The 24,830-nt window shown below is 71.6% G+C and carries 21 protein-coding genes, 1 pseudogene and 1 riboswitch; of the genes and pseudogenes, 6 read left to right on the top strand and 16 right to left on the bottom strand.

Annotated features, from left to right (window positions below; translation table 11 throughout):
* Positions 1 to 188: 188 nt before the first annotated feature.
* From ACFYYF_RS22480 to ACFYYF_RS22470, 3 genes are all read right to left on the bottom strand, one after another.
* A complete protein-coding gene (locus ACFYYF_RS22480; RefSeq protein ID WP_388778302.1) occupies positions 189 to 1,541 on the bottom strand; it encodes a peptidase C39 family protein in 1,353 nt (450 codons plus the stop codon).
* 211 nt (positions 1,542 to 1,752) lie between these two features.
* Positions 1,753 to 3,294 (bottom strand): amino acid permease, encoded by a 1,542-nt coding sequence (locus ACFYYF_RS22475; RefSeq protein WP_388778300.1) that lies wholly within the window; start codon positions 3,292 to 3,294, stop codon positions 1,753 to 1,755.
* A 52-nt stretch (positions 3,295 to 3,346) separates the two neighbouring features.
* Positions 3,347 to 4,303 (bottom strand): hypothetical protein, encoded by a 957-nt coding sequence (locus tag ACFYYF_RS22470; RefSeq protein ID WP_361688213.1) that lies wholly within the window; start codon positions 4,301 to 4,303, stop codon positions 3,347 to 3,349.
* 277 nt (positions 4,304 to 4,580) lie between these two features.
* On the opposite strand from ACFYYF_RS22470, the gene ACFYYF_RS22465 reads away from it, so the two are divergent.
* Together ACFYYF_RS22465 and ACFYYF_RS22460 are read left to right on the top strand one after the other, a co-directional pair.
* Positions 4,581 to 5,201, top strand: coding sequence for a uridine kinase (locus tag ACFYYF_RS22465; protein WP_388778297.1), 621 nt, complete (start codon positions 4,581 to 4,583; stop codon positions 5,199 to 5,201).
* A gap of 468 nt (positions 5,202 to 5,669) precedes the next feature.
* Entirely contained in the window at positions 5,670 to 7,535 is a 1,866-nt protein-coding gene (locus tag ACFYYF_RS22460; protein WP_365491916.1) for an AAA family ATPase, read from the top strand.
* 76 nt (positions 7,536 to 7,611) lie between these two features.
* Here ACFYYF_RS22460 and ACFYYF_RS22455 read toward each other — a convergent pair whose 3' ends face one another.
* The 10 genes from ACFYYF_RS22455 to ACFYYF_RS22410 form a co-directional block, all read right to left on the bottom strand.
* On the bottom strand, positions 7,612 to 8,697 hold the full coding sequence (locus ACFYYF_RS22455; RefSeq protein ID WP_361688204.1) for a hemolysin family protein: 1,086 nt from the start codon (positions 8,695 to 8,697) through the stop codon (positions 7,612 to 7,614).
* On the bottom strand, positions 8,694 to 10,025 hold the full coding sequence (locus tag ACFYYF_RS22450; RefSeq protein ID WP_361688201.1) for a hemolysin family protein: 1,332 nt from the start codon (positions 10,023 to 10,025) through the stop codon (positions 8,694 to 8,696). The genes ACFYYF_RS22455 and ACFYYF_RS22450 overlap by 4 nt, the downstream gene beginning before the upstream one ends.
* Positions 10,026 to 10,223: 198 nt before the next feature.
* A complete protein-coding gene (locus tag ACFYYF_RS22445; RefSeq protein ID WP_388778291.1) occupies positions 10,224 to 10,691 on the bottom strand; it encodes a PH domain-containing protein in 468 nt (155 codons plus the stop codon).
* A 14-nt stretch (positions 10,692 to 10,705) separates the two neighbouring features.
* Positions 10,706 to 11,563 (bottom strand): ATP phosphoribosyltransferase, encoded by an 858-nt coding sequence (hisG, locus tag ACFYYF_RS22440; protein WP_361688195.1) that lies wholly within the window; start codon positions 11,561 to 11,563, stop codon positions 10,706 to 10,708.
* Positions 11,564 to 11,650: 87 nt separating this feature from the next.
* Positions 11,651 to 11,923, bottom strand: a complete 273-nt coding sequence (locus tag ACFYYF_RS22435; protein WP_355773816.1) for a phosphoribosyl-ATP diphosphatase — start codon at positions 11,921 to 11,923, stop codon at positions 11,651 to 11,653.
* Positions 11,924 to 11,957: 34 nt separating this feature from the next.
* Positions 11,958 to 12,443: a 6,7-dimethyl-8-ribityllumazine synthase gene (ribH, locus tag ACFYYF_RS22430; protein WP_151468514.1), complete on the bottom strand. Its 486-nt coding sequence runs from the start codon at positions 12,441 to 12,443 to the stop codon at positions 11,958 to 11,960.
* Between the two features lie 143 nt (positions 12,444 to 12,586).
* On the bottom strand, positions 12,587 to 13,924 hold the full coding sequence (locus ACFYYF_RS22425) for a bifunctional 3,4-dihydroxy-2-butanone-4-phosphate synthase/GTP cyclohydrolase II (RefSeq protein WP_388778287.1): 1,338 nt from the start codon (positions 13,922 to 13,924) through the stop codon (positions 12,587 to 12,589).
* Positions 13,921 to 14,556, bottom strand: a complete 636-nt coding sequence (locus ACFYYF_RS22420) for a nicotinamide mononucleotide transporter family protein (RefSeq protein WP_365491930.1) — start codon at positions 14,554 to 14,556, stop codon at positions 13,921 to 13,923. The genes ACFYYF_RS22425 and ACFYYF_RS22420 overlap by 4 nt, the downstream gene beginning before the upstream one ends.
* Complete coding sequence (locus tag ACFYYF_RS22415) at positions 14,553 to 15,188, bottom strand: riboflavin synthase (protein WP_361688184.1); 636 nt, start codon at positions 15,186 to 15,188, stop codon at positions 14,553 to 14,555. The genes ACFYYF_RS22420 and ACFYYF_RS22415 overlap by 4 nt, the downstream gene beginning before the upstream one ends.
* 154 nt (positions 15,189 to 15,342) lie before the next feature.
* Positions 15,343 to 15,473: riboswitch (FMN riboswitch) on the bottom strand.
* 325 nt (positions 15,474 to 15,798) lie between these two features.
* A complete protein-coding gene (locus ACFYYF_RS22410; protein ID WP_388778282.1) occupies positions 15,799 to 17,031 on the bottom strand; it encodes an ROK family transcriptional regulator in 1,233 nt (410 codons plus the stop codon).
* A 131-nt stretch (positions 17,032 to 17,162) separates the two neighbouring features.
* Here ACFYYF_RS22410 and ACFYYF_RS22405 point away from each other — a divergent pair, with 131 nt between their 5' ends.
* Positions 17,163 to 18,374, top strand: a complete 1,212-nt coding sequence (locus ACFYYF_RS22405; protein WP_388778279.1) for an MFS transporter — start codon at positions 17,163 to 17,165, stop codon at positions 18,372 to 18,374.
* Here the strand turns inward: ACFYYF_RS22405 and ACFYYF_RS22400 are convergent.
* Both ACFYYF_RS22400 and ACFYYF_RS22395 read right to left on the bottom strand, forming a co-directional pair.
* Entirely contained in the window at positions 18,334 to 18,792 is a 459-nt protein-coding gene (locus ACFYYF_RS22400) for an acyl-CoA thioesterase (RefSeq protein WP_388778276.1), read from the bottom strand. The genes ACFYYF_RS22405 and ACFYYF_RS22400 overlap by 41 nt on opposite strands.
* A gap of 104 nt (positions 18,793 to 18,896) precedes the next feature.
* On the bottom strand, positions 18,897 to 20,234 hold the full coding sequence (locus ACFYYF_RS22395; RefSeq protein WP_388778273.1) for an alginate lyase family protein: 1,338 nt from the start codon (positions 20,232 to 20,234) through the stop codon (positions 18,897 to 18,899).
* A gap of 122 nt (positions 20,235 to 20,356) precedes the next feature.
* On the opposite strand from ACFYYF_RS22395, the gene ACFYYF_RS22390 reads away from it, so the two are divergent.
* On the top strand, positions 20,357 to 21,748 hold the full coding sequence (locus ACFYYF_RS22390) for a solute carrier family 23 protein (RefSeq protein WP_365491947.1): 1,392 nt from the start codon (positions 20,357 to 20,359) through the stop codon (positions 21,746 to 21,748).
* On the opposite strand, the gene ACFYYF_RS22385 is transcribed toward ACFYYF_RS22390, so the two are convergent.
* Positions 21,730 to 22,902 (bottom strand): glycoside hydrolase family 6 protein, encoded by a 1,173-nt coding sequence (locus ACFYYF_RS22385; protein WP_388778269.1) that lies wholly within the window; start codon positions 22,900 to 22,902, stop codon positions 21,730 to 21,732. The two genes, ACFYYF_RS22390 and ACFYYF_RS22385, sit on opposite strands and share 19 nt — an antisense overlap.
* A gap of 100 nt (positions 22,903 to 23,002) precedes the next feature.
* Between ACFYYF_RS22385 and ACFYYF_RS22380 the strand changes: the two genes are divergently transcribed.
* Positions 23,003 to 23,677, top strand: a complete 675-nt coding sequence (locus tag ACFYYF_RS22380; protein WP_388778266.1) for a DUF5995 family protein — start codon at positions 23,003 to 23,005, stop codon at positions 23,675 to 23,677.
* A 93-nt stretch (positions 23,678 to 23,770) separates the two neighbouring features.
* Positions 23,771 to 24,694, top strand: a pseudogene (locus ACFYYF_RS22375) (LLM class F420-dependent oxidoreductase); the annotation flags it as partial.
* Positions 24,695 to 24,830: the final 136 nt, after the last annotated feature.

Below are 24,830 nucleotides of genomic sequence, written 5' to 3'. Positions count from 1 at the left end.
GCCACCGTCGCCGGTAGAGACCCAGGTCACGTGCGCGGCCGGACGCCCCGGATCCCGCTGAATTCCGCCCGGCCGTCGCGCGTGTGCGTCTCGTCACACGGCTCGGGCCGGGCCGGGATCACCCCTGCGGGGCGGCGCTCCCGCGGCGCCCCCGGCAGGCGGGGGCCGCCAGGGGGCCGCCCTTCAGGTCACCGGACGCCCACCGCCGCGAGAGCCTTGCGCTGGCGCGGCGAGGGATGCGCCGGGAAGTACAGGTAGCAGACCCCGCCGGTGCCGGAGACGACCTTCCCGGAGGCGTTGTAGCGCTTGGTCCGCAGCCAGATCGTCTCGAACTCGGAGCGCTTGTAGACCCTGCGCACCGCGTCGTCGCCGGGCGAGGCGGGGTCGTTGGCGATCACGTCGCCGTCCGCGGTGAACCCTATGACCGTCATGAGGTGGCCCGAGGTGCCGTAGCCCGCGCCCGTCAGCTCGGTCTTGAGGAACGACTGGGACGTTATGGCCGGGATGCCGGCCGCGATCAGCGTCTCCAGGTCGGTGAGCGAGCCGAGCCGGGTCACCACGCCCTGGAGGTCCTTGTACGTGGCGGCGTAGGCGGCGTTGAAGGGCCAGTTGCCGCACCCGGCGTACTGGTAGTCGTAGGTGGAGCGGGCCGCGAGGCACACCTGCGGGTCGGCGTAGGCCGGATCGACCCAGGCGAGCTGCTCGGCGGTGGGCCTGCGCCCCCAGTACTCGATGATCATCTGCGAGGAGGTGGGGCTGCACCAGGCCTCGCCGCCGTTGTCGTACTCGGGGTACTGACCCGCGTGGATCTCCTGCGAGTACGGCGGGACGTTCAGCTCCTGGGCGAGGCCCGGGGCCGAGGCGGGGACGGTGAAGCGGTCCGGGATGTCGGAGCCCATCGCGCCCAGCCGCCAGACGGTGGGCGTGATCTTGGAACCCGGGGTGCGGTAGAGGGTCAGGCGCAGCCGGTACGAGACGAGGCGCAGGCCGGAGGCGGCGTCGTCGATGGAGAAGGTGTCCGTCCAGATCGTGCTGCGTCCGTCGGTCTGGTCGTCCACGGAGGTGCGCCGGATGTCCTGGTCGCCCGAGGCCCAACGGCCCATCACGTACCAGGGCGTGTCCGTGCCGTCGGAGTAGGTGCCGGTCAGTTCGACCTGGAGCCAGGTGCCGGCCGGGGTCTGCGCGTTCCAGGAGGCGATGGCCTCCGTGGACGGGACGGCGAGCCGGTGGACCGGCGAGGTCCAGGTCGCGTACTCCCAGGTGGCGGTCCTGCCGGTGTGCGGGTCGGTGTAGTCCGTCGTGCCGGCCGGGGCCCCGATCACCAGCCCGGGGCGGACACCCGGCAGGGCCCTTGCACCGCGCGCGCTGCCCGAGCGCCAGTCGCTGTACGAGGTCCAGGCGCGGTTGTCGACAAGCCTCCCGGGCGCTCTGGTCCGGCGGGCCGGGGCGGCGGCGGCCGGTGGGCCGGCGGCCCCCACCGCCGCCGCGGCCACCGCGGCGGCCAGGACGATTCTGCGGGACGGCTGTTCGGCTCTGCTCATGGGTGGAGAACCCCCAGGTGTCCGGAACGGGCGGGCCCAATGCTCTGTCGTGCGACAACTGATGTTCTGTTGTGCGCCAACTATGGACGCCCGAGGGCAACTTCTGCCAGCACTTGAGCCCGTGCCGCGCCCACCAATATTGGTCCGGACCACTGGCATGACCTGGGACGGCCTCGGCCCCGGCGGGTGCCGGGGCCGAGGGGACGGTCCGTCAGACGAGGTCCATGGCGGCCACCTCGTCGGGGCGGCCGTAGCTGACGGGCCCCTGGAAGCGGCGGCGTGCCGTGGCGAACCACCACACCGTGGCGACGACCAGGACCACGGCCAGGGCGATCGAGGCGTAGTTGAAGTTGTCCCCGGTGATCGGCGAGACCTGGGGCAGCATGAAGAGCACGCTGCTGGCGAGGATCCAGGTCACGGCCACCCAGCCGACGGGCTTGCTCCAGCGGCCCAGGTTCCAGGGGCCGGGCTGGAACTCGTCGCCGAGCCGCAGCCGCAGGAAGACCGGCACGGCGTAGGCGAGGAAGAGTCCGACGACGTTGACACTGACGATCGCCGTGAAGGCGGTGTGCGACCACCAGCCGGGCAGGACCAGGGCCAGCGAACAGGCGACCGCCAGCCAGACGGCCTTGACGGGGGTACGGGTGCGCGGCGAGACCGAGTGCCACCAGCGGGAGCCCGGCATGGCCCCGTCCCGGGAGAAGGCGAAGATCTGCCGGGTGTTGCTGGTCAGGTTGGCCAGCCCGCAGAAGAGCATGGACCCGATCACGACGAGCAGGATGAACTTAGCCATGCCCATGCCAAGCCCATCGATGAGGATCTGCACGGGCGGCGCCGAGGACGAGGCGACCCGGTCATAGTCGTGAATGCTGTACACAAGGGCAAGCATCAGGATCAGCCCGGTGATCGCCGAATAGCCGATCGCACGGGTGATCCCCTTCGGCGCGTTGACCGTGGCCCGCACCGTTTCCTCGGACATGTGGAAGCTGCCGTCGAAGCCCGTGAAGGTCCAGCTCGTCACCAGCAGCCCGAGCATCCCTCCGTAAATCCCGTTCGTGAAACCGGTGTTGTTCGCGAAATGCGTGACGAACGAGGCCGACTGGTGGTCGTCGGGCATCACGACGAGTGTGCCCACGATCACGACGAGCCCGATCAGCAGCCACCACACAGAGATGCGGTTGAGCACGGCGACGAGCTGGACCGTGTAGGTATTGGCCAAACCCTGGAGCACGATGATCAGCGCCGTGATGAGGACCGTCTGCTGGGCGGTCGGCTCGTATGAATGCCACTGCAGGGCGATGAACGCCTGGATGAAGGTGGCGGCCGCGTACCCGGTGGCGGCCGTGCCTCCCACCTGACCCACGAAATTCAGCCACCCCGTGTACCAGGACCACGCACCCTTGTGCCGCTTGGCGAGCTTTCCGGCGGAGAAATAGAGCGCCCCGCTGGTCGGGTAGGCGGAAGCGACTTCCGCCATCGCGGCACCGATGAAGAGCACCATCACGGAGACGCCGATCCAGCCGAACACGAGAATGCGCGGGCCGCCGGCGTTCATTCCGAACCCGAAGGACGAGAAAATACCCGAAATGATGTTGATGATCGTGAAGGAAATCGCGAAATTGTCGAACGCCTGGAATCGACGGGTCAGTTTTCTCGGATATCCCATCGCGTGAAGCGTCGCGTCGTCGTCCAGGGCGGCGGAACTCGTTCCTGCGCCCGCTCTCCGGCTCGGGACCGATATGCGCTCTGACACGGCTGTCCTCTCTCTCGGGGGGGTGGTGCGGGACGTCGGGGAGGGCCGGCGCTCAGCCGGCCCCCGGCACGGGCAGGCCGCAGGCGCGGCGGGCGCGGGACAGCTGCTCCTCGGGTTCGCCGAACACGCTCCACGGCATGCGGCAGGCGTAGGGCCCCATGGCCATGAGCACCGCGCGCGCCTCGAACTCGCGCTGCGCCATGAACAGCGCGTGGGCCAGATACGCCAGGTCGAGCACCGGGGTGAAGCGGTATCCGGCCACCTCCGGCAGCCAGTTCTGGTAGATCGCGAGCGCGGTGGAGCGCCACTGCGGCTGTTCCCAGGTGCGGTCGACCAGCAGTTGCGTGGGGTTGTAACTCTCGACCAGGGCCACCAGCGGCAGCAGCCGCAACGGCGAGGAGGCGGGGGCGCGCTGGCTCAGGAAGGCGGCGACGTCCCAGGCGGCGTTCACGGAGCCGCCGTGGCGCGTGAAGAAGAAGGCGAGGAACCGGTGGTGGCCCTCACGGTTCCAGGGGTCGAGGCGCAGGACGTGCGAGAACAGGCGCCAGGGTCCGGGGGGCTGGGTCAGCAGCCCCTGCGGGGCCGGGTCGCGCAGGTCGTGCAGCCGGGCCATGGACAGCCGGGCGACCCAGGGCGTGGGATCCGCCCGGTCCATCAGCGCGGCCCGGTCGCAGGCGCTCAGCGCTATGCGTTCCAGCGCCTCGGCCCGGTCGTCCTTGGCGTCGGCCGCGCGCAGTGCCCGCAGGACGGCCACGCGGGCCCAGAGCAGAGCGGCCTCGGGAGTCTGTTCCTCCGCCAGCCAGCGTTCGGCGAGATCGGAGTCGGCCGCCTCCGAGGCGAGGACCAGCGACCGATGGGCCCGTAATCCGTAGTCGGAGCGGGTCTCCTTCAGAGCTTCGTGGGCGCTCAGATAGCGGCCGGCCCTGACGTCCGTGCAGACGCTCGCGAGTCTGCGGTCGTCGGCCGCCGGATGCCACACATACTGCCCCTCGAATAACCCCGCGGCCATCTTCCCCTGTCCATCCCCGTGCGACGCTTCCGTTCCGCAACAGGAACCCTACTCAGCATCTCCGAGTACCGGAACGCTCAATCCGAAATACCTGGTTCCGGGTGGCCGGGAATTTTCGGTGCGGCTCGCCGAAGTTCTTGAGGATTGTTCAATCAATAGTTCAATGGGACACCATCCTGAACCCATGGATCCGCTGTGGACGACACATCGATAGAATGTTCATCAGGGCCGCGCCGACCGCGCCCCCAAAGCCCCGCACCTCACCCCGGGAAACGCCGTGCACGACCTCGCCGCACGCCTGCTCCGGCTGCCGCCCTCCTGCGGACCCGTCCGCCTGATCGGCGTGGACGGCCACGCCGGCTCCGGCAAGACCACGTTCGCCGGGAGACTGGCGACGGCCCTGGGCGGCGCACCCGTGCTCCACCTCGACGACATCGCCACCCACGAGGAACTGTTCGACTGGACCGGTCGCCTGCTGAGCCGGGTGATCGAGCCGTTCGAGCGGGGCGAGACGGCGCACTACACCCCCTACGACTGGACGGCCCGGGAGTTCGGACCCGTCCGCGAGCTGCCGGCCGCGCCCGTCGTGCTCCTCGAGGGCGTCGGCGCGGGACGCCGCGCGCTGCGGCCCCGGCTCGCGCGGCTCCTGTGGATGGAGTTGCCCCACGACGAGGCCTGGGCACGGGGGCGGCGACGCGACGGGCAGGCGCAGAGCGACTTCTGGGACGGCTGGGTCCGCGCCGAGCACCGGCACTTCACCGATGACCCCACACAACCGTTCGCGGACCATCTGGTGCGGCAGAGTCCCGAGGGGTACGAGGTGCTGCCGGGGCCTGCTGAGGCGCTTGGACCGGACCAGTTCATCACTCAGTGTGATGGACCATCCGCAGCGTGCTGAAGTTGTGAAGACCCACTCCGGAGAAGTTGCCTCAGTGCCCCAACTCTGCTTGACCAGGGGGCCGTACAGGTCTTACGTTCTGAAGCAGCGGCCCTTCGGGAGCCGCCCGCAGTCGCGAAGCCCCCGGTTGTTCCCCCGTGATCGGGGGCTTCGTTCTGCCCAGACCCCCTCTTTCCGGACGCCCCACGACGTGATTCGCTCACCCTGGGTCACCGTTCGCAGTGCGCCCCATCTGCTCCCACCTCGCAGAACGGGCTGTGCGGCACCCTTCGGCAGGCCCGTCAACCGCAGGTACCATGCCTCTCGGTGCGACCTTCGGACGGCTGCTCTGCCCGCACCGCTTCAACTCCCGTCCGTGGCACAGTCGTTCGACCAGAGCTGCCGACGGGCACCGGCCCGGCGGCGAGGGGATGGCCTGATCCGCGAGGCACTCCCCGACCATCGGGGGCACGGTTTGTGGGGGATGTGATGGACTTCGGCACGCAGGGCCCCGAGGCCCCGGCCGACCTCGCCTGGCTGCGAGGTGTGGACGCCTACACGATGGGCGCCTACCCGCAGGCGGAGGAGGAGTTCCGCGCCGCGGTCCGGATGGACCCCGGTATGGCGGACGGCTGGCTCGGACTGCACGCGCTGCGCGTGGACACGACGACCGCGCTGCTGCGGATGTTCCGGCACCGGGACCGCTTCGGCGAGCAGCGCTCCCGTCACCGGCGCACCCTCAACTCCTGGTACTGGCTGGGCTGGTGGGTCCAGCCGGTGCTGGAGAGCCCGCGCGACCTGCTGCTCGCGCACGCCTCGCACTGGCTCGACGGGCGTCATGTACCCGAACTGGACCGGGCGCTCGCCGGGCTGCCGCCGGTGGACGCGGACCACCAGGTGCGGTTCCTGCACGCGTGCCGCGCCTATCTGGTCAAGGACTGGGAGCAGTTGGTGCGGCACACCGATCCGCTCATCAACGATCCCATGCTCGGCATCGAGGCCGGACTGTTCGGCGGCATGGCGAGGGTCCGGCTGGAGATGTACGGACAGGCCGAGCCGCTGCTGTCGTCCGCGCTGATGCGCTGCCGCAGCGAGCAGCCGCAGCGCAAGGAACTGCGGTACTGGCTGGCCCGCGCCCACGAAGGCACCGGCCGGTCCGCCGCCGCACTGCCCCTGTACCGGGCGGTGCACCGGGTCGACCCCTCCTTCATGGACACCTCCGCCCGGCTCGCCGCCATCGCGGAGGGGGACGGGTACGACGACGCCGCCGCCGACCTCGCGGCGATCACGCTCGCCGGGATCGGGCAGGACGTGCTGGAGGGTCCGGACGGCATGGACGCGCTGTTCGGCACCGAGGGGCGCGACCTGCGGCTCCCGGACGCCGATCCGTCGCCGCCGGGCGGGCTGCCGCCCCAGCCGGACGGCTTCCGGGAGAAGGCCGTGATCCCGGTGCAGCCGATGCCGGCGGGACCCACCGATCCCGCCCTGCTCGACGAGGCGCTCGCCGAGCTGGAGCGCATGGTGGGCCTGGAGCCGGTGAAGCGGCAGGTCAAGGCGTTGTCCGCGCAGCTGAACATGGCCAGGCTGCGCACCGGACAGGGGCTGCCCGTGCAGCCGCCCAAACGGCACTTCGTCTTCTCCGGCCCGTCCGGCACCGGCAAGACCACGGTGGCGCGCATTCTCGGCCGGGTCTTCTACGCGCTCGGGCTCCTCGGCGGGGACCATCTGGTCGAGGCGCAGCGGGCCGACCTGGTCGGCGAGTACCTGGGGCAGACCGCCGTGAAGGCCAACGAGCTGATCGACTCGGCGATCGGCGGGGTCCTGTTCGTGGACGAGGCGTACTCGCTGTCCAACTCCGGCTACGGCAAGGGCGACGCGTACGGCGACGAGGCCCTCCAGGTGCTGCTGAAGCGCGCCGAGGACAACCGGGACCACCTGGTCGTCATCCTCGCCGGATACCCCGAGGGCATGGACCGGCTGCTCGCCGCCAACCCCGGCCTGTCCTCGCGCTTCACCAGCCGCGTGGACTTCCCGTCCTACCGTCCGCTCGAACTGACCTCCATCGGCGAGGTGCTGGCCGCGGAGAACGGCGACGTCTGGGACGAGGAGGCGCTGGACGAGCTGCGTTCGATCGCCGGGCACGTCGTCGACCAGGGCTGGATCGACGAGCTGGGCAACGGCCGCTTCCTGCGCACCCTGTACGAGAAGAGCTGCGCGTACCGCGATCTGCGGCTGTCGGGATACCCCGGCACGCCCTCGCGCGACGACCTGTCGACCCTGCGGCTGCCCGACCTCATGCAGGCCTACGGGGAGGTCCTTTCGGGCCGGGGCCCGCAGGATCCGTCGGCGATGTGAGCAGGCCCCGGTCCCGCCGGAGCCGTACGACCGTCACGGGTCGCACGGCTCCCGGGAACCGGGACCGGGCTCGCGGTCAGCTCGCCAGCGCCTCCTCGGCCTGGCTGGGGCGCGGCTCCGCGACGCGGACCGGTGCGACATCGCGGTGCGCCGGGTCCCGCACCTCGCCTACCAGCAGTTCCAGGACGTCCTCGAGGGTCACGAGGCCGAGGACCTTCCCGGAGGCGTCGGCGACCTGGGCCAGATGGGTGGCGGCGCGGCGCATGACGGTGAGGGCGTCGTCCAGGGGGAGTTCGGAGCGCAGGGTGGTCATCGGCCGCCACATCTGCTGCGGGACCGCGCGCTCGGACTCCTCCAGGTCGAGGACGTCCTTCACATGGAGGTAGCAGCCCATGAAGGCGCCGTTCTCCGCGACCACAGGGAAGCGGGAGTACCCGGTGCGCGCGGTGAGCGCGACGACCTGGCCCGGGGTGACCGAAGGGTCCACCGTGACCAGCGAGGCGCCGTCGAGCAGGACGTCGGTGACCGGGCGCGAGCCGAGTTCCAGGGCGTCCTCCAGACGCTCCTGTTCCTCGGGGTCGAGGAGCCCCGCCTGTCCTGAGTCCTCCACGAGCCGGTTGAGCTGCTCGCTGGTGAAGACCGCCTCGACCTCGTCCTTGGGCTCGACCCGGAACAGCTTGAGGATGAGCTGCGCGCAGGCGCCGAGGCCCACCGTGACCGGGCGGCACACCCGGGCGAAGGCGACCAGTCCGGGGCTGAGCCACAGGGCCGTCTTCTCGGGCGCGGCCATCGCCAGGTTCTTCGGGACCATCTCGCCGATGACGAGGTGGAAGAAGACGACCAGGGCGAGCGCGATCACGTACCCGAGGGGATGGATCACCCCGTCCGGCAGGTGGACCGCCTCGAAGAGCGGCTCCAGCAGGTGGGCGACCGTGGGTTCGGCGACCGCGCCGAGGGTCAGCGAGCACAGGGTGATGCCGAACTGGGCCGCCGCCATCATCTGCGGCAGCCGCTCCAGGCCGTACAGGACCTGCCGGGAGCGGGCGGTGCCCAGCGGTTCGATCTGGCTGCGCCGTACGGACACGAGCGCGAACTCGGCGCCGACGAAGAAGCCGTTGGCGAGCACCAGGAGGCCCGCGAAGAGCAGTTGGAGCATGCTCATCGGACGGCCTCCGGGGCGAGCGCGGTGCGCACGAGGCGGACGCGTTCGGCACGGTAGTGCCCGACCTGCCGCACCACGAGGCGCCAGCCCGGCAGCTCGGCCTTGTCGCCGGGGGCCGGGATCCTGCCGAGCAGGTCCGCGACGAGGCCGGCGACGGTCTCGTACGGTCCCTCGGGCACGTCGAGGCCTATGCGCTGCAGGATGTCGACCCGGCAGCTTCCGTCGGCGTCCCAGGCGGGCCTGCCGTCCTCCGGCGGGGCGGACGCGAGCTCGGGCTGTTCGCCCAGCACGTCGTCGTGCTCGTCGTGGACCTCGCCGACCAGTTCCTCGACGATGTCCTCCAGGGTGACCACGCCGGCCGTGCCGCCGTACTCGTCGACGACGACGGCGATGGGCTGTTCGCTGCGCAGCCGCTCCAGGAGGGGCTGCACGGGCAGGGTCTCCGGGACGAGCAGCGGGGCCTGGGCGATCCGGCCGACGGGGGTGCGCAGCCGGTCGTGCGAGGGGATCGCGAGGGCGTCCTTGAGATGCACCATGCCGACGACCTCGTCGATCCGCTCCCGGTAGACGGGGAAGCGGGACAGGCCGGTGGCACGGGTGAGGTTGACGACGTCCTCGGCGGTGGCCGACGACTGGAGGGCGCTGACCTTCACCCGCGGTGTCATGACGTGCTGCGCGGTGAGGTCGGCCAGGGACATCGTGCGGACGAAGAGGTCCGCGGTGTCCTGTTCCAGGGCGCCCGCGCGGGCCGAGTGACGGGCGAGGGAGACGAGTTCGCCGGGGGTGCGGGCGCTGGCCAGTTCCTCGGCGGGTTCCACGCCCAGGGCGCGGACGAGCCGGTTGGCGACGGTGTTCAGCGCGGCGATCACCGGCCGGAAGAGGCGGGAGAAGACGTGCTGGGGGCCGGCGACGAAGCGGGCCACCTGGAGCGGCTTGGACACGGCCCAGTTCTTGGGCACGAGTTCGCCGACCACCATCTGCACGGCCGAGGCCAGCAGCATGCCGGTCACCACGGCGAAGCCGGGCACCGCGCCCTCGGGCAGTCCGACCGCCTCGAACGGGCCGTCCAGGAGCTGGGCGAGGGCCGGTTCGGCGAGCATGCCGACGACGAGCGAGGTGATGGTGATGCCGAGCTGGGTGCCGGAGAGCTGGAAGGACAGCTCCTTGAGCGACTCGACGACCGTGCCCGCGCGTTTGTCGCCGTCGGCCGCGGCCTTCTCGGCGTCGGGGCGCTCGACGGTGACGAGTCCGAACTCCGCGGCCACGAAGAAGCCGTTGGCGAGAATCAGCAGGAACGCCGCGCCGAGGAGCAACAGGGGGATGATCATGCCGCCGCCTCGCTATGTCGGAAGGGGGCGGCGCAGGTACTACAGGACGATCCGTCCATCGCTGGAGGGAGTCACTCCTTTGGTAGCAGGGGGCCTCTGAGGGCGGGAGCACATCAAAGGCGGAGGCGCGGTGAAAAACGCCTCCGCCGACAGATTAATCAAGACATGGGCTCTCAGGGCAGGGTGGAGGGCCGAGAGTCAGCCGTGATGTTCGCCGCGGTGCCCGTCGGGCTCCTGGATTGCGCGGGCCGAAGCGAGCGCGCGCAGGGCGCGGGCGTCCTCGATGGCGCGCTGCCGGGCGATGCCCGGCTGGATGCCGAGCGCCGGGAGGCTGGTGCCGTCACTGAGGTCGAGGAACACCCAGGGGTCGCCCGGACGCAGGTTGACCTGGACGATCTCCGCCCAGTCCAGGTGCCGGCGGCTCGCGATGTTGACGACCGTGACACCGCTCTCGTCGGCGACGACCTTGGGCCGCGAGAGCAGCAGGAGCACTCCGAAGAGGAGCGCCGCGGTGAGGACGAAGCTGAGCCGCTCCCCCGGGCCCAGTTGCTCCAGAAGCATGGCGACCGTGGTGATGACCACAAGGATCGACACGCCCGCGGTGAGCAGCACGGCCCGGGTCCGGGAGGGGCGGAAGGTTATGGGAAGTGGGGGAAGGTCCGACATGTCCGTGAATCCCGTCAGAGCCGGCAGGCGTGGATGGCCGTGGTCAGGATGGCCCGCGCGCCGAGCTCGTACAGGTCGTCCATGATCCGCTGGGCCTCCTTGGAGGGGACCATGGCGCGGACGGCGACCCAGCCCTCGTTGTGCAGCGGCGAGATGGTCGGCGACTCCAGGCCGGGAGTGAGCGCGACGGCCTTCTCCAGGTGCTCGGCGCGGCAGTCGTAGTCCATCATCACGTACGTCCGTGCGACGAGCACGCCCTGGAGGCGGCGCAGGAACTGCTGCACCTTGGGCTCGGCGTCCTCGGTGGGGCCGGCTCCGACGCGGCGGACGACGACGGCCTCGGACTTCATGATCGGCTCGCCGAAGATCTCCAGGCCGGCGTTGCGCAGCGAGGTGCCCGTCTCGACGACGTCCGCGATGACCTCGGCGACACCGAGTTCGATGGCGGTCTCGACGGCGCCGTCGAGGTGCACGACGGAGGCGTCGATGCCGTGGTCGGCGAGGTGTCCCGCGACGATGCCCTCGTAGGAGGTGGCGATCGTCCTGCCCTTCAGGTCCGCGATGCCGTTCGCGGTGCCCGGCTTGGCGGCGAAGCGGAAGGTCGAACGGGCGAAGCCGAGCGGAAGGATCTCCTCGGCGTCGGCTCCGGAGTCGATCAGCAGGTCGCGGCCGGTGATGCCGATGTCGAGACGGCCGGAGGAGACGTAGATCGCGATGTCGCGGGGGCGGAGGTAGAAGAACTCGACCTCGTTGTTCGGGTCGACGATCCGCAGTTCCTTGGACTCCCGGCGCTGCTGGTAGCCGGCCTCATGCAGCATGTCCGCCGCAGGTCCTGAGAGGGAACCCTTGTTGGGGACGGCGATGCGCAGCATGAGGTCGGCTTCCTTTGCTCGATGGTGTTCGGGGTGGGTGGGACGAACGGACGGACGTGCTCGGCGGGGGCCGCTGTTCAGTGGCCCCTAGAGATGCGCGTACACGTCGTCGAGGGAGATCCCGCGCGCGACCATCATCACCTGGACGTGGTAGAGGAGCTGCGAGATCTCCTCGGCGGCGGCGTCCTTGCCCTCGTACTCGGCGGCCATCCAGACCTCTGCGGCCTCTTCGACGACCTTCTTGCCGATGGCATGAACGCCCTTGCCGACGAGCTCGGCGGTGCGCGAAGTGGCGGGATCGCCCGTGGTGGCCTTGTGCTGGAGCTCGGTGAAGAGCTCCTCGAACGTCTTCTTGGACATGGTGGTCCTCACCCTACGCGCTCGGGCCCCTCCCTCAGTGCCAGGGTTCAGATACTGAGCGGAGGGTGGCCGCGGTCGCCACGGCGGCCGTCACCGCCTCGTGGCCCTTGTCCTCGTTGGAGCCCTCGATGCCCGCCCGGTCCAGGGCCTGCTCCTCGGTGTCACAGGTCAGCACACCGAAGCCGATCGGGACGCCGGTGTCGATGGACACCTGGGTGAGGCCCTGGGTGACCCCCTGGCACACGTACTCGAAGTGGGGGGTTCCGCCACGGATGACGACGCCGAGCGCCACGATCGCGTCGTAGCCGCGGCCGGCCAGGACCTTGGCGGCGACCGGCAGTTCGAAACTGCCGGGGACCCGCAACAGGGTCGGCTCGTCGATTCCCAGCTCTCGCAGGGCGCGCAGCGCGCCGTCGACGAGACCGTCCATCACCTTGTCGTGCCACTGTGCCGCGATGACCGCGACCCGCAGGTCGCCGCAGTTGCGTACGGACAGTTCAGGTGCACCCTTGCCGCTCACGTCTCTCCTTCAGTCCCGCTGTGCCGTGTTGCCGATAGTGCCGGTGTTGCCGTGTTGCCGATGGTGCTGTGCCGCCGGTGTCGCGCACCGGTGGTGCCGTGGTGCCGGTCGTGCCGTGGTGCCGGTGGTCCCGTTCGTACGGGTCACTGGCTCCCGCAGGCCGACACGGTGGTCGAGTCGAGCCAGGGCAGGTCGTGCCCCATCCGGTCCCGCTTGGTCAGCAGGTACCCGAGATTGTGCTCGCCCGCCTGGACGGGCATGGGCTCCCGGCCGGTGACCCGCAGCCCGTACCGGACGAGCGCGTCGGTCTTGTCCGGGTTGTTGGTCATCAGACGCAGGCTGCGGACGCCGAGGTCCTCCAGGATCCGGGCGCTCGCGCCGTAGTCCCGGGCGTCGGCGGGCAGCCCGAGCTCCAGGTTGGCGTCGAGGGTGTCCCGGCCGCGCTCCTGGAGTTCGTACGCGCGGAGCTTGGAGAGCAGGCCGATGCCGCGCCCCTCGTGGCCGCGGAGGTAGACGACGACGCCCCGGCCCTCGGCCTGGATGCGCTCCATGGCCGTCTGGAGCTGGGGGCCGCAGTCGCAGCGGTGCGAGTGGAAGACGTCGCCGGTCAGGCACTCGGAGTGGACGCGGACGACGACGTCCTCGCCGTCACCGATCTCACCGTGGACGAGGGCGACGTGCTCGACGCCGTCGGCGGTGGAGCGGTAGCCGTACGCGGTGAACTCGCCGAAGGCGGTGGGGAGACGGACCTCGGCCTCGCGCCGGACGGTGGGGGCCGCGGGGGCCGTCCCGGTCTCGGCGGCCAGGGTGCGCTCGGCGGTGCGGCGGTAGGCGATCAGGTCCTCGATGGAGATGATCGTCAGGCCGTGCTTGCGGGCGAAGGGGATCAGCTCGGGCAGCCGGAGCATCCGGCCGTCCTCGCCCGCGATCTCGACGATCGCTCCGGCCGGACGCAGTCCCGCCAGCCGGGCCAGGTCGACGGCGGCCTCGGTGTGGCCGTTGCGGGCGAGCACGCCCCCGGGCCGCGCGCGCAGCGGGAAGATGTGGCCGGGGCGCACGAAGTCGTCCGCCTCCGAGACACCGTCCGCGAGGAGCCTGAGGGTGGCGGCGCGGTCGGCCGCCGAGATGCCCGTGGTGACCCCGTGGGCGGCGGACGCGTCCACCGACACCGTGAACGCGGTCTTCATGGACTCGGTGTTGTCGTCGACCATCTGCGGCAGGCGCAGCCGGTCGAGTTCGTCGCCCTCCATGGGCGCGCAGATCAGCCCGCGGCACTCGCTCATCATGAAGGCGACGATCTCGGGGGTCGCCATCTCGGCGGCGACGACGAGGTCTCCCTCGTTCTCCCGGTCCTCGTCGTCGACGACGACGATGGGGCGGCCGGCCGCGATGTCGGCGATGGCCTGCTCGACGGGGTCGAGCGCGAAGTCCGAGGCATCCTGATCGTGCCCGGTGCTGTACCAAACCGGCGCCGTTGTCATGCCGGGGCTCCTTCCATGACGGGCTGCCCGGCCTCACGGGAGCGCAGCCACCAGTCGCGCATGCCCCACAGGACGAGCGCGCCGTACAGGACGTAGACGAAACCGGAGAAGGCGTAGCCGTTGGCGAAGTTGAGCGGGACGCCCACCAGGTCGACCAGCAGCCAGGCGAACCAGAACTCGACCATGCCGCGGGCCTGCGCGTACATGGCGACGATCGTGCCGACGAAGATGTAGGCGTCGGGCCAGGGGTCCCAGGACAGCGACGGGTACGCGTGGAACAGGCCGCTGACGGCGAGGGTGCCGATCACCGCGGCGCCCGCCATGTACGCGCGTTCGCGCCAGGTGGCGAACCGCACGGAGACGCGCCCGTCCTTGCCCTCGCCGCGGTTCCACTGCCACCAGCCCCACAGGGCGACGGCGATGACCACGACCTGCTTGCCGGCGCTGCCGGTGAGGTGGCCGAAGAACGCGACGAAGAGGACGACCCCGGACAGGAGCTGGACGGGCCAGCTCCACACGGAGCGCCGCCAGCCGAGCGCGAGGGCGATCAGACCGATCACGTTGCCGATCATGTCCGACCACATGATGTGCTGGTCCAGGAGGACGAAGGCCTCGGAGTTGAGCCAGTTCACCGGCCGGCCCCCAGGTCACCCGGCAGACCGCCGGGCTGCTCGCCCCGCGTGCCGAGCAGACGCTCGACGTACTTCGCGATGACGTCGACCTCGAGGTTGACCGGGTCGCCGGGCTGCTTGTGGCCCAGGGTGGTCAGGTCGAGGGTGGTGGGGATGAGGCTGACGGTGAAGAAGTCCGGGCCCGCGTCGACCACCGTCAGGCTGATGCCGTCGACGGTGATGGAGCCCTTCTCGACCACATAGCGCGAAAGGTCCGCGGGCAGCGAGATCTTGACGATCTCCCAGTTCTCGGACGGCTTGCGCTCGATGACCGCGCCGGTGCCGTCGACGTGCCCCTGCACGATGTGGCCGCCGAGGCGCTCGCCCACGGCCATCGGCCGTTCCAGGTTGACCCGGGAGCCGACGGTGAGGGCTCCGAGGCTGGAGCGGTTCAGTGTCTCGGCCATGACGTCGGCGGTGAACTCGTCGCCCTCGTGCTCGACCACGGTGAGACAGACTCCGTTGACGGCGATGGAGTCGCCGTGCTGCGCGCCCTGCGTGACGACGGGGCCACGCAGCCGGAAACGCGAGGCGTCGTCGAGCATCTCGACGGCGGTGACCTCACCCAGCTCTTCGACGATTCCGGTGAACACTTCCCGGGTCCTCCTGCCTCATGGGGCACGGACTCCGGGGCTGTCGATGACGACAGAATGAGCGGACAACGGCACACCGGGAGCGACGCCGAAAGGACACCCGTCCCGCAGGACGAGCAGCAACAAACGGCAGCGCGCACGAAATGCCCGCCCGCCGCGCACTGCCTCCCATCCGGACTTTAACCGTCGGTCCAGGAATTCCACCTGGTCAACCGGCCGCTGGAAGCGACCGGGTCGCGGACTATAACCGCCGGTTCGGAATTACACCGACCCCGGAGTGCGCTGCTTCTGGTACATGGCCAGTGTGCCACGCCCGGTCCTCGGCCATACGGCCTCACCTCTGTGGGGTGGCTCACAGCCGCTCGGCATGGACTTCCACGGAGCGGCCTCCCGGGTCAACCTCCCCCGCGCCGGGCGGCCTTGGGACGTGACCCGGGTTCCCACAACTGGTCCATACCTATTGACGCTCTGGTCTAGTCCTCTTAGTGTCCTCGATCAAGACTGCGTGATCATTCATTGCCGGTCCCCCACGAGCGACCCGGCGGCGGTGACGAAGGCCCTTGCCCCGCCGCCGGGTCCCCCACCGGCCCCGGACCGGATCCACCGGGGACTACCGCGACGACGGCGGAGCGAACAGTTCGTCCTGGGCGCCGTCGCGTGCCGTCAGCAGGGCGCCGCGCAGCACCGCTCCGCCGCCCAGCGTGCTCGCGCGCACCTCGGTCGGGAGCGGCGAGATACCGGCGAGCCGTCGCCCGACCCGTGCCGCGAGCGCCTCGCCGCCGGCCTGGCCGACCTCGCCGCCGAGGACCACGCAACCGGGGTCCAGTACGGCGCTGACGGAGGCCGCCCCGATGGCGAGGCGGTCGGCGAGGACGCCGAGGAAGGCGTCGGCCGCCGCCGAGCCGGGGGACGCGAGCGCCTGCCGGACCAGTGCCGCGGCGTACGGTTCATGGCCCTCGGGCCGCGCCGAGACGCCGTGCTCCGCCGCCAGCTCCGCGATCGCCGCGGATCCGACCAGCGAGTGGAATCCGCCCCCGCAGTCGGTCGCCGAGGGCAGGCCCGCGGTGCCCGGCACCGGCAGGAAGCCGATCTCACCGGTCCCTCCCGAGGCGCCCCGGCGCAGGGCGCCGTCGAGGACGACCGCGGCGCCGGTGCCGTGACCGAGCCACAGCAGGACGAACGTGTCGCGGTCGCGGGCGACGCCGTCACGCTGTTCGGCGAGGGCGGCGAGGTTGGTCTCGTTCTCGACGAGGACGCGGGCCTCGGGAAGCCGTTCCTGGAGGGCCGCGACCAGACGCCGGTGCCACTCGGGCAGACCGGTGGAGTCACGGAGTTCACCGCTGGCGGGGTCGATCAGACCGGGCGCCCCGATGCCGACGGTGTGCAGCCTGCCCCACCCCCGGTCGCGGTCGCGCGGGGGCGGCGCTCCGAGGCTCCCGGCCTCCTTCGCCGCCCGCTCCACCAGCGCCACCGCCCGCTCCACCGCGGGTCCGGTCCCGGCGTCCTCCCCGATGGGCGCGGACGCCTCGGCCAGGACCCGGCCGACCAGATCGGAGACGACGACGGAGACTCCCTCCGTGCGGACGTCCAGGGCCGCCAGGTGGGCGCGGTCCGCGACGATCCCGTAGACCCGCGCGTTCGGGCCGCGCCGCTGCTCCCCCGATTCCCCGACGACGGTGACCAGGCCGGAGGCCGTGAGGCGTTCGACGAGGTCGGCGACGGTCGGCCGGGACAGGCCGGTGAGCTGCTTCAACCGCGTGGCCGTCAGAGGGCCTTCCTGCTGCAGCAGCCGCAGGGCGAGCCGGTCGTTGATGGCCCGTGCGGTGCTCGGGGATGCGGGCATGGCGGGAATCCTCCCAGACCGGCGGGGCCACCGGGCGACCGGGCGGCGGGCGGTCATCTATTTATCAGGCAGGGTTCCTGATAGTTTACGGCGGCACACCGTGGAACCATCACCTGGGGAGGGATCCGAGCATGAGTGAAGTCGTCCACGACCAACGCGAGGTCAGGCGCGCCCGGTACGCCGTGGCGGCCGTGTTCGCCGTGCACGGAGCGGTCACCGGGTCCTTCGCGACCCGGGTGCCGTGGATCCAGGACCACGCGTCGGTCAGCGCGGGCCAGCTCGGTTTCGCGCTCGCGTTCACCGCGCTCGGCGCGTCCTGCTCGATGCCGCTGGCCGGCCGCATCACCCACCACTTCGGCAGCCGTACGGCGCTGCGCGGGCTCATCGCCCTGTGGACGCTGGCTCTGGTCCTGCCGTCCCTGGCGCCGAACCTGACGACCCTGTGCCTGGCGATGTTCGTCTACGGCGCCACCGCGGGGATGGCGGACGTCGCCATGAACGCGCTGGGTGTCGAGGTCGAGAACCGCCTGGACAAGTCGATCATGTCCGGGCTGCACGGCATGTGGAGCGGCGGAGCCCTGATCGGCGCGGCGGCCGGCACACTCGCCGCGCATCTGGGCGCCGACGCCCGCCTGCACCACGCGCTGGCCGCGGCGGCCCTCACCCTGCTCGGCCTGGTCGCCTGCCGCTGGGTGCTCGACCTTCAGCCCACCGAGGACGAGGAGCCGCCGCCGCGGTTCGCGCTGCCGCCCCGGTCGGCGCTGCTCATCGGCGCGGTCGGCTTCTGCGCGGTCTTCGCGGAGGGCGCGAGCCTGGACTGGTCGGCGGTCTATCTGCGCGACCGGCTGGACAGCTCGGCCGCCCTCGCCGCGGCCTGCACGACCGGCTTCATGCTCACCATGGCCGTGGCACGGCTGGCCGGCGACACGGTGGTGAACCGCTTCGGCGCCGTACGCACCGTGCGGGCGGGCGGTGCGCTGGCCGTGGCCGGCGGGCTGCTGGTCGTCGTCGCGGAGCATCCGGCGCTGGCGATGAGCGGCTTCGCGCTGCTCGGCCTCGGTATCGCGGTCGTCGTGCCCCTCTGCTTCGCGGCGGCCGGACGCAGCGGCCCCAACCCCAGCCAGGCCATCGCCGGCGTCGCGACCATCACGTACACCTCGGGTCTCATCGCGCCGAGCCTGATCGGGTCCGTGGCACAGGCGACGAACCTGATGGTGTCGTTCGTACTGGTGACGATCCTGGCGCTCGGGCTGGTCGCGCTGGCGGGTGTGCTGCGCGCCGGGGATCGCGTGAGCCCGAAGGTCAGCCCTCCGAGCGCAGCAGTTCCCGGCCCACGGCCCTGAACCGCTTGCTCCACGGCGCCGGGCGCAGCGTCCCGGCGTCGAGCCGGACGAGGACCCGGGTTCCGTGCGCGTAGGTGAGCGCGCCGTCGGGGGAGCAGAACCGGAAGCCGTACGTCAGTCCGGTGTTCCCGAGCCGTTCCAGCCAGACGTGGACGGCGTACGGGCCGGGACGGCTGACGGGTGCCTCATAGGTGATCCGCAGTTCCTTGACGGCGTTGCACGAGTCGCCCGCCGCCTCCCAGTCGCCCTCGAAGCCGAAGCCGCGCTCGTTCCACAGCGCGGTCCAGGCGCGCTCGACGAGAACCGGGTAGCGGCCGTTGTGCAGCAGTCCGAGCGCGTCGAGGTCGTCGAAGTGGACGGTGACGGGCAGCAGCCGTCCGTACGGGAGGGCGGGGGCGACGGGTGCTTCGGCGGTCACGGGCGGGGCTCCTGGAGCGTGCTGCGGCGCGCGCCACTGGGCGGGCCTGGCTGAAAAGACACCTCCATCCTAAGCAAACGCTCAGGAACCCCGTCCGGGCGGGATCAGCCCGCGATGGAGTCGAGCTGCTCGGCGGCCGGCCGCAGCTCCCACAGGTCACCGCCGGGCGGCGCCTCCAGCCTCGGCACGGCGGCCCGCGCGGCCCGGTCCCCCGCGTCGGCCGCGGCGTGCACGACGTCGCTCGCCGCGAAGCGGTGGAACTCCAGCTCGGGATGGTTCCACGGCTCGGCTCCGGTCGCCGCGGGCAGCAGGTAGCCGACGGCCTTGAACAGGCTCTGGCCGTCCGGCCCCCGGTACGCCCACAGGTCCACGCCGACCTTGCGGCCGATCGCCGCGAGCCGGGTGTAGGCGACCAGGTCGAAGGTCGAGTAGTGCCAGCTGCGGGTGCGTGCCAGCTCCTGGGGCTGGCCGCCGTCGGAGGCGATCTGCGGGTCGACGCGCAGGGCGCCCGCGGCGAGCACGGTCCGCCGGGCGAGGCCCCTGTCGCCGGTCGCGCAGGCGAGGGCGGCGAGCTGCATGTCGTAGAAGGTGCCGTGGTTGTTGCGCGCGGCCCCCTCCTCCTTGCCGAAGGCGCTGTCCGTCAGCCAGTCGCGGTAGCCGGTGTTCCAGGCGAGCATCGCGGCCCTGTCACGCCGGGACCAGCCGGGGGCGCCGGTGTCCAGGAGGGCGATCGCGTCGAGGACGCTCGTGTAGGACTGCGAGAAGTCGATGATGCCGATGGCCCGGCCGTCGTACCTGCAGGGGATGAACTGGCCGTGGTCCAGGTTCGGGTTCATCCGGGTCGCCGGGTCCAGGAACCAGGTGCGCAGGACCTGGGCGGCCTTCACGGCGTACCGCTTCTCGCCCGTGTAGTACCAGGCGAGCGCGAGGTCGTACGTCGAGTCGAACACCTTCTCCACGTCCTGGCGGTCGGTGCCGGTGTCCACCTCGGGATTGCGCTGCCCGTCGCGCTGGACGTACGGGCAGCCCCAGGGGTTGTCGGCGGTGGCGGGCTGCGAGGGCCACCAGTAGGGAGCCTGGCTGAGGTAGTCGTGAACGTCGCCGCCGGGGGCGGGTTTCGGCTTGTCGACGACCGTCCAGGGGCCCTGGTCCAGCCAGTTGTCGGCGCGGGCGGTCAACTCCCCAAGGGCACGCGCGAGTCTGCGGTCCCCTTTCTCCAGCCGAGCTCGGGTGCGCCACAGCCGGGCGCCGTCCAGGACCACGGTCCGCGGCGGTCCGGACGTGGTCCGGCCGGACACCGCGGGGGCCGTCGCGGACGCGGCGCGAGCGAGGGCGGAGACCGACGGGGACGCCGTGCGGGCCGGCGCCGAGGGGGTGACGAGGGACACGAGCGTGACCGTGGCCGCCGCGATCGTCAGGGCCAGTCTGGATCGTGCACTCACAGAACACTCCGATCATACATATGAACGATGTTCATGAGATGGACCGGTTGAGCGTAGAGCGGCAGTTCGGACGTGACAATGGTCCGGACACATTCACGTAGACAGAAGGCGAACTCGACACCATGGACCTGGGCGTGCGCTGGAAACTGCACGGCGACGGACGAACTCCCGCCCCGGGAGCGGTTGTCCGCCCCGACGAACGCCTCTCCTGGCCCCGGACCCTCGGGCTCGGCGCCCAGCACGTGGTGGCGATGTTCGGGGCGTCCTTCGTGGCACCCGTCCTGATGGGACTCGACCCCAACCTCGCGATCATGATGTCCGGTGTGGCGACGGTCATCTTCCTGCTCGCCACCCGGGGCCGGGTGCCCAGCTATCTGGGCTGTTCGCTCTCCTTCGTGGGCGTGGCCGCCGTGATCCGCGCGCAGGGCGGGACCAGCGCCACGGTGACCGGCGCGTGCTTCGTCGTCGGCGTCGCGCTGTTCCTGGTGGGCCTGGCCGTCCAGCGCTTCGGGGCGAGGATCATCCACGCGGCGATGCCGCCGATCGTGACCGGCGCGGTCGTCATGCTGATCGGTTTCAATCTGGCGCCCGTGACCGCCTCCACGTACTGGCCGCAGGACCAGTGGACGGCCCTGCTCACCATGCTGGTGACCGGCGCCGCCGTGGTGTGCCTGCGCGGTTTCTGGTCCCGCATCGCGATCTTCCTGGGCCTGGTCTTCGGCTACGCGATCTCCTGGGCCTTCGACCGGATCTTCGGCCGGATCCACGCGGCGGACGCGAGCGGCAAGGTCACCGACCACTGGCGCCTGGACCTCTCCGGGGTCGGGAAGGCGGACTGGATCGGGCTTCCCTCCTTCCACGGACCGACGTTCCAGTGGTCCGCGATCCTCGTCGCGCTGCCCGTGGTCATCGCGCTGGTCGCGGAGAACGCGGGACACGTCAAGGCCGTCGGCGAGATGACCGGCGACCCGCTGGACGACAAACTGGGGACCGCGATCTCCGCGGACGGCGCCGCCTCCATGCTCTCCACCGCGGTCGGCGGCCCGCCCAACACCACGTACTCCGAGAACATCGGCGTGATGGCCGCGACCCGGGTCTACTCAACGGCCGCCTACTGGGCCGCCGCCGGCTTCGCCCTGCTCTTCGGGCTGTGCCCCAAGTTCGGCGCGGTGGTCGCGGCGATCCCGGGCGGCGTCCTCGGCGGCATCACCGTCATCCTGTACGGCATGATCGGCCTTCTGGGTGCGCAGATCTGGCTCAACTCCCGGGTGGACCTGCGCAATCCGCTGAACCTGGTCCCCGCCGCCGCGGGCATCATCATCGGCATCGGCGGCGTCACCCTGAAGTTCACGGACAACTTCTCGCTGAACGGCATCGCGCTGGGCACCATCGTCGTGATCACCGGCTATCACGCGCTGCGGGCGATGGCCCCGGCCCACCTCAAGCAGGAACCGCTGCTCGACTCGGGGACCTCGGCGTACGACGAGCCCGGGGATCAGCCCGCCAGTTCATAGGCGTACTCGGCCGAGAAGGTCCCCGGTTCGCCCCGGCAGCCGTCCGACTCCCCCGGCGGCTTCACCCACAGATGGGCGTCGATCCCGGCTTCCCCGGTGCTGAGGGTCGGCGCGGGCCCGATCCTGCGGCCGGGCGGATCGCACCACTCCCCGTCGGGGGCCGCGCCGTTGCCGTTGCGGCTGGTGTCGATGACGGCGCCGAGGCCCGACGGCCCGCCGAGCGCGGCGAGGACCCGCCGGGCGTAGGCGGTCTCGTCGGCCGTCCGGTTGAAGTTGGAGACGTTGGTGAAGACGCCGTCGGAGGACGCGGGCGAGGCCGCGCCCGCCCGGCGCAGCAGGGCGGCCTGTGCGGCGGCCGGGTTCCAGTCGGAGTTGCCCGCGTCGTAGTAGACCCGGGCTCTCGGGTTCGCCGCCTTCAGGACCCGGCCGGCGCGCGCCAGTGAGGCGAAGCGGCCGGCCCGCTCCGGTTCGGTGAGGCAGTCGGAATCGGCGATCGAGTCGGGCTCCAGGACGACGACGACCTCGTGGGAGCCGAGCCCCGCGGCGAAGCCGTCGATCCAGCCGTCGTACGCGGCGAGGCCGGGCGCCCCGCCCTCCGAGGCGCCGCCGCAGTCGCGCCGCGGGACCACGTACGGCACGAGGACCGGCACCCGCCCCCGCTCGGCGGCGGCCGAGGTCACGGCCCCGACCCGCCCGGTGATCGTGGAGGGCGCGAAGTCCGCGAACCACACCGCGACCGGGCGGTCGGCGATCCGGGACGCGATGACCGCGCGCCGGGCGTCGCCGGGATGCGCGTCGACCCACGCGCGCGCCTGGGTGTCGGGGTGGCGGTAGAGGAGGGCCGGTGGCGCCGCGGTCCGTGACCTCCGCGCGCTCGGCGAGGGACCGGCGGACGCGTCCGGGGAGGCGGGCCGCGCGGGGGACAGGGTGACCGGACCGCCCTCCGGCGTCGGCGCGCCGGACGGCCCGTGCGCGGACGGGCGGGCCACCGGCCGTCCCTCGTCCCGCGTGGGGTGCCCGAGCGCGGACACCGATCCCGTCACGGTGCCGGTCGCCACCACGAGGGAGGCGACGGCGACCATGACACCGCGCCCCATCGACCTGCCGCGCTCGGCCCCGCGCTCGACGAGCCGCCGGCCACGTGAGCCTGACACGTTCGGTTCTCCCACTCCGGCCCCGGCCGCGTTCCCCCGTTCTGGGGAAGCCTTCGGCCCGGCGGCACGCGGGCCACCCTAGGACTGGGACGCTGCCCTCATGGTGCAGTCGGCACAGTTCACCACTTCTGTTGACATGGTCCTGGCCCGTATGCGCGCCCTGGACGCGGCGCTTCCCGAGCGCGACGGTCTGGCGGTCTTCAACCGTGTCTACCTCACGGTCACCGAGGAGTTCGACCGTCGTCTGGACGCCGGGACGTTCCCCGACCGGCGGGCCGCGGCGACACTGGACGTGCGGTTCGCGGAGCGCTATCTGGCGGTGGCCGAGGAGGGCCGCGCGCCCGCCTGCTGGCGGCCGCTGCTGCGCTTCCGCCGTCATCCGGGAGTACGGCCACTGCAGTTCGCGCTGTCGGGCATCAACGCGCACATCGGACACGATCTCGCGCTCGCCGTCGTGGACGCCTGTCGTACCCTCGGCTGCGAACCGGCCGATCTGGAGGACGAGTTCGACCGCGTGGGCGACCTCCTCGTATCGCTGGAGGAGCGCGTCCGCGAAGAGCTGATGCCGGGACCCGACCTGCTCCAGGTCGCCGATCCGCTCACCCATCTGCTCGGCTCGTGGAGTCTGGAGCGGGCCCGCGAGGCGACCTGGGCGGCGGCGCGGGCCCTGTGGGCGCTGCGCGGACTGCCCGACCTGGCCGAGGAGTTCGCAGACCGGCTCGACGCGGCGGTCGGCCTGGTCGGCCGGATGCTGCTCACTCCCCTGCCGGACTGATCCGGCCACGCCCCGCGGTCCTCGCCGGAACGACCGGACGCCCACAGTACGTTGACCTTCCGGCACACCCCGGATGCGAAGGAGTACACCCGTATGACGACGCGACTCGGCATCACCCTCCCGCAGATGAAGCACTACGACCTCGGGAAGGACGTGCCCGACGTGGCCCGCGCCGCGGAGGCGATCGGGTTCGACAGTCTGTGGGTCTTCGAGCGGGCCCTGTTCCCGGACCCCCCGAGGCAGGGGCTGTACGGCGTCGAGGGGCTGGCCTGGCCGGACTCCTACCGCGCGGTCGCCGACCCGCTGGTGACCCTGACGCTCGCGGCGGCGGTCACCGAGCGCGCCGAGCTCGGCACCAGCGTCCTGGTCGCGCCGCTGCACACGCCCTTCCAGCTCGCCAAGTCCCTCGCCACGCTCGACGCGGCCAGCGGCGGCCGGGTCGTGGCGGGCCTCGGCACGGGCTGGTCCCTCGACGAGTACGCGGCGTCCTCCGCGCGGCCCTTCGAGGAGCGCGGCGACGCCCTGGACGAGGTGATCGAGGTGTGCCGCGCGGTGTGGGGCCCCGACCCCGTGGTGTACGACGGCACCCTCACCCGGATCGCCTCGGCGGTGGTCGGCCCCAAGCCGGCCCGGCCGATCCCGATCCTGCTCGCCGCCAACACGGGCAGGGCGCGGCGCCGGCTCGTGGACCACGCGGACGGGTGGATGCCGATCGGCATGGGGGCCGGGCAACTGGCCGCGCAGTGGCGCCGGTTGCAGGATCTGGCCGCCGAGCGAGGGCGCACCCGGCCGCTGCGGACCGTGCTGCGCACCAATCCCCGCTACACGCCCAAACCGTACGCGGGCGACGACCGGCGGCCCTTCCAGGGGGACGTCGGGCAGATCGTGACGGACCTCGTCGCCCACGCCGAGGTCGGCCTCGACGAGATCTTCCTCGATCTGCAGAGCGAGGTCCGGGACGCCGAGGAGCTGAAGGACGTCGCGGCCGAGGTGTACGAAGCGGGGGGGGGGGGGGGGGGGGGGGGGGGGGGGGGGGGGGGGCGGGGGGGGGGGGGGGGGGGGGGGGGGGGGGGGGGGGGGCCGGGGGGGGGGGGCACGCCGCCGGTGGCCACCGGGCCCCAGCGGGTGGGCGTGACCCGGATGATCGACTTGG

Origin of the sequence: Streptomyces sp. NPDC001914, assembly GCF_042891215.1 — a bacterium.
Lineage (GTDB): Bacteria > Actinomycetota > Actinomycetes > Streptomycetales > Streptomycetaceae > Streptomyces.
Note: the sequence above shows the minus strand (reverse complement) of the source record. Positions and strands in the feature narration are given on the sequence as shown.

Bases quoted from the DNA above. Each gene is read 5' to 3' on its own strand.
- ACFYYF_RS22470 (WP_361688213.1), bottom strand. From the start codon at position 4,303: ATGGCCGCGGGGTTATTCGAGGGGCAGTATGTGTGGCATCCGGCGGCC.
- ACFYYF_RS22435 (WP_355773816.1), bottom strand. From the start codon at position 11,923: ATGTCCAAGAAGACGTTCGAGGAGCTCTTCACCGAGCTCCAGCACAAG.
- ACFYYF_RS22425 (WP_388778287.1), bottom strand. From the start codon at position 13,924: ATGACAACGGCGCCGGTTTGGTACAGCACCGGGCACGATCAGGATGCC.
- ACFYYF_RS22405 (WP_388778279.1), top strand. From the start codon at position 17,163: ATGAGTGAAGTCGTCCACGACCAACGCGAGGTCAGGCGCGCCCGGTAC.
- ACFYYF_RS22460 (WP_365491916.1), top strand. From the start codon at position 5,670: ATGGACTTCGGCACGCAGGGCCCCGAGGCCCCGGCCGACCTCGCCTGG.
- ACFYYF_RS22450 (WP_361688201.1), bottom strand. From the start codon at position 10,025: ATGATCATCCCCCTGTTGCTCCTCGGCGCGGCGTTCCTGCTGATTCTC.
- hisG (WP_361688195.1), bottom strand. From the start codon at position 11,563: ATGCTGCGCATCGCCGTCCCCAACAAGGGTTCCCTCTCAGGACCTGCG.
- ACFYYF_RS22390 (WP_365491947.1), top strand. From the start codon at position 20,357: ATGGACCTGGGCGTGCGCTGGAAACTGCACGGCGACGGACGAACTCCC.
- ACFYYF_RS22480 (WP_388778302.1), bottom strand. From the start codon at position 1,541: ATGAGCAGAGCCGAACAGCCGTCCCGCAGAATCGTCCTGGCCGCCGCG.
- ACFYYF_RS22380 (WP_388778266.1), top strand. From the start codon at position 23,003: ATGGTGCAGTCGGCACAGTTCACCACTTCTGTTGACATGGTCCTGGCC.
- ACFYYF_RS22445 (WP_388778291.1), bottom strand. From the start codon at position 10,691: ATGTCGGACCTTCCCCCACTTCCCATAACCTTCCGCCCCTCCCGGACC.
- ACFYYF_RS22410 (WP_388778282.1), bottom strand. From the start codon at position 17,031: ATGCCCGCATCCCCGAGCACCGCACGGGCCATCAACGACCGGCTCGCC.
- ACFYYF_RS22455 (WP_361688204.1), bottom strand. From the start codon at position 8,697: ATGAGCATGCTCCAACTGCTCTTCGCGGGCCTCCTGGTGCTCGCCAAC.